Here is a 3,258-nt window from a genome sequence, read left to right as displayed (position 1 = left end):
GGGCTGGGGCTCAGTCACGACGGCCATCGCCGTCCAGGTTAACGGCGGCACCCGGAACGGCCGACGCCGACCACCTAGGCTGTGCCCATGCAGGAGCAGTCGGAGCAATCCCTCGCGCCGGGCCGGTCCGCCCGGGTCGAGCTGACCGTGACCGAGGCCGACACCGCGCTGGCCGCCGGTTCCGGCGACGTTCCGGTGCTGGGCACCCCCCGGGTGGTCGCCCTGGCCGAGGCGGCGACGGTGGCGGCGACCGCCGGGGCGCTGCCGCCAGGGCGCACGACGGTCGGCACCCGGGTCGAGCTGGACCACCTCGCCCCCACGCCGGTCGGGCGGTCGGTGGTCGCGCGGGCCCGGCTCACCGACGTCGACGGTCGGCGGCTGGGCTTCGAGGTGACGGTCACCGACGCCGGGGAGATCGTCGCGCGGGGGCGGGTGGAGCGGACGCTGGTCGACCGGCGGCGCTTCGTCGAGCGGGCCTCGGGCGCGCCGGCCGGGGCGGCCACGGCATGACGCCGCGGTTCGTCGAGGTCGCCGACCGGGTGTACGTGCTGCGCGAGCCGCTGCTCGACGTCAACGTCACGCTGGTGGTCGGCGACGGCGGGGCGCTGGTGGTGGACACCCTCTCCACCGCCGGGCAGGCCGCCGAGCTGGTCGCCGCCGCCCGCGCGATCACCCCGCACCCGTGGGCGGTGGTGAACACGCACCACCACTTCGACCACTGCTTCGGCAACGCCGTCCTCGCCGGTGACCCGGCCCGCCCGGTGTACGCGCACGAGGCCGCCGCCGTGGCGCTACGGGACCGCCCCGACGAGGTGCGCCGGGCCGCGTACGAGGAGGTGCGCGCCGCCCGGCCCGAGCTGGCCGCCGAGCTGGCCGGCACGCGGCTGCTGGCCCCGACGCACGTCGTGCGCGGCGAGACGGTGCTGGACGTCGGCGGCCGGCGGGTGGTGCTGCGCCACCCGGGGCACGGGCACACCGACGCCGACCTGGTGGTGCACGTGCCGGACGCGGACGTGCTGGTCGCCGGGGACCTGGTGGAGCAGAGCGGCCCGCCGGCGTTCGAGGAGTCGTACCCGTTGCAGTGGCCGGACGCGGTCGCCGAGCTGCTCCGGCTGACCACCCCGGGCACGGTGGTCGTGCCGGGGCACGGTGAGCTGGTCGACCCGGAGTTCGTCCGGGCCCAGCACGGGCAGCTCGCCGAGCTGTCCTGGCTGATCCGGGCCGGCCACACCGGCGGGGCCCCACCGGAGCGGGTAGCCGCCGAGGCCCCCTTCGGTGCCCGTGCCGCCCTCACCGCCGCCCGCCGTGGCTACGCCGAACTGGACGGCGTCGGCTGACCGAGCGGGGGCGGGCGGGTCAGCCGGGGAAGCGGCGCAGCACCTCGGCTCGGGTGGGCATGGCGACCGCGCCGCCCGGTGACTCGCAGACCAGGCCGGCCACCCGCAGCGCGAACGCGACCCGCCGGTGCCAGTCGGCCGGGTCGGCGGGCTCCCCGTCGACCAGCAGGTCGGCGACGAGGGCCGCCATCACCGAGTCGCCCGCGCCGGTGGCGTCCACCGCGCGCACCTTCGGTGCGGGTACGCGTACCGGATCGGCCTTGACGGGGGCGACCACCGCGCCGTCCGCGCCGAGGGTGACCACGACGGTCCCCGCCCCCAGCTCCCGCAGGTACGCCGCAACCCCCTCGACCGGCTCGCCGGGGTAGAGCAGTTCCGCGTCGGCGGTGCTGAGCTTGACCAGGTGGGCGGAGGCGGCGAACTCCGCGACCGTTTCGCGCAGGGCGGCCAGCGCAGCCGGGCCGCCGAGCAGCCGGGGCCGGACGTTCGGGTCGAACACCCGCAGCCCGCCCGCGAGCGACCAGGCCCGGCGCGCGGCGGCCAGCACGCTCGGCGACAGCAGCACGATCGACCCGCAGTAGAGCACGTCGGCGCCCCCGACCAGGTCGACGTGCAGGTCGTCGGCGGTGAGCAGCTCATATGATGGTGGCTCGCCGTAGAAGCGGAAGTCCGGCTCGGCTCCGGAGTGGGTGGCCACCGCCAGCGCGGTCGACGCGGGCGCGGTGACCGCCCCGGCCAGCCCGACTCCGGCGTCGGTCAGGAACGCGCGGATCCGGTCGGCGAGCACGTCGTCGCCGAGCGAGCCGACGAACTGCACCGACCCGCCGAGCCGGGCCACCCCGACGGCGACGTTGAGCGGTCCGCCACCGATCGCCTGCCGGAAGACGGGCTGGCCGTCGCACTCGGCGTCGAGCAGGTCGACCAGTGCCTCGCCCAGCACCACCGCGTATCCCATCGGAAGTCCCTCCGTCGTTCCGCCACCGTGCCCCAATCCTGTCCTACCTGACGGCGACGCCGGCACCGAACCTCGACGGGACCGGCCGCGGGGGCGAATATCATCGACGGTCGGCTATTGCGACGGGCGGAGCCGGCGTGGTGAGATGACGATGCCGGCCGATACGAGGGCTGTCGTGTCCGCCGGCGCCGGGAGAGCCAGCGCGAGGGGCACGCCGGTCCGCCGAGGCGGACCGTCGGTGACGCGCGCCGTCGGCCCACGGGCATGGGCGCGACACCGCGATCGTGACATCCGCTCGTCGCAGCGGAACGGCCGGTGCGGTCGTTCCGCGAGTCAGGAGAACCCCGTGACCCGTTCCCGCACGGCCGCGCTGCTCATCGCGGCCGCCACCCTCGCCGCGGGTGCCGCCACCCTGGTGGCCAGCCCCGATCCCGCCGCTGCCCACGGCGCCGCGATGACCCCCGGCAGCCGGACCTACCTCTGCTGGAAGGACGGCCTCGCCCCCACCGGTGAGATCAAGCCGAACAACCCGGCCTGCTCGGCCGCGGTCGCTCAGAACGGGCCCAACTCGCTGTACAACTGGTTCAGCGTGCTGCGCTCGGACGCTGGCGGTCGCACCGTGGGCTTCATCCCTGACGGCAAGCTGTGCAGCGGCGGAAACCCCGGCTTCAGCGGCTACGACGCGGCCCGCACCGACTGGCCGCTGACCCACCTGACCGCAGGTGCCCGGTTCGACTTCAAGTACAGCAACTGGGCCCACCACCCGGGCACCTTCTACTTCTACGTGACCAAGGACAGTTGGAGCCCGACCCGGGCGTTGGCCTGGAGCGACCTGGAGACCCAGCCCTTCCTCACGGTGACCAACCCGCCGCAGAACGGTCCGGTGGGCACCAACGAGGGGCACTACTACTTCAGCGGCAACCTGCCGTCGGGCAAGAGCGGCCGGCACATCATCTACTCGCGCTG

Annotated in this window: 4 protein-coding genes; 3 read left to right on the top strand and 1 reads right to left on the bottom strand. The window is 75.2% G+C overall.

The annotated features are described in order from the left end of the window. The first annotated feature begins 87 nt into the window (after positions 1–87). Positions 88–510 (top strand): thioesterase family protein, encoded by a 423-nt coding sequence (locus E1258_RS31380; protein WP_132407458.1) that lies wholly within the window; start codon positions 88–90, stop codon positions 508–510. Then, positions 507–1,337: an MBL fold metallo-hydrolase gene (locus E1258_RS31375; protein ID WP_132407456.1), complete on the top strand. Its 831-nt coding sequence runs from the start codon at positions 507–509 to the stop codon at positions 1,335–1,337. The genes E1258_RS31380 and E1258_RS31375 overlap by 4 nt, the downstream gene beginning before the upstream one ends. A gap of 19 nt (positions 1,338–1,356) precedes the next feature. Here E1258_RS31375 and E1258_RS31370 read toward each other — a convergent pair whose 3' ends face one another. Next, a complete protein-coding gene (locus E1258_RS31370) occupies positions 1,357–2,292 on the bottom strand; it encodes a carbohydrate kinase (RefSeq protein ID WP_132407454.1) in 936 nt (311 codons plus the stop codon). Between the two features lie 346 nt (positions 2,293–2,638). Here E1258_RS31370 and E1258_RS31365 point away from each other — a divergent pair. Next, positions 2,639–3,258 (top strand): lytic polysaccharide monooxygenase (locus E1258_RS31365; protein WP_165949956.1); only part of this gene is annotated, 620 nt, incomplete at its 3' end.

This window comes from Micromonospora sp. KC207, assembly GCF_004348615.1.
Taxonomy (GTDB): domain Bacteria; phylum Actinomycetota; class Actinomycetes; order Mycobacteriales; family Micromonosporaceae; genus Micromonospora.
The sequence above is the reverse complement of the archived record's forward strand: the minus strand, read 5'-3'. Positions and strand labels throughout refer to the sequence as shown.

Coding starts and splice junctions, on each gene's coding strand:
- E1258_RS31380 (WP_132407458.1), top strand. CDS start 88: ATGCAGGAGCAGTCGGAGCAATCCCTCGCGCCGGGCCGGTCCGCCCGG.
- E1258_RS31375 (WP_132407456.1), top strand. CDS start 507: ATGACGCCGCGGTTCGTCGAGGTCGCCGACCGGGTGTACGTGCTGCGC.
- E1258_RS31370 (WP_132407454.1), bottom strand. CDS start 2,292: ATGGGATACGCGGTGGTGCTGGGCGAGGCACTGGTCGACCTGCTCGAC.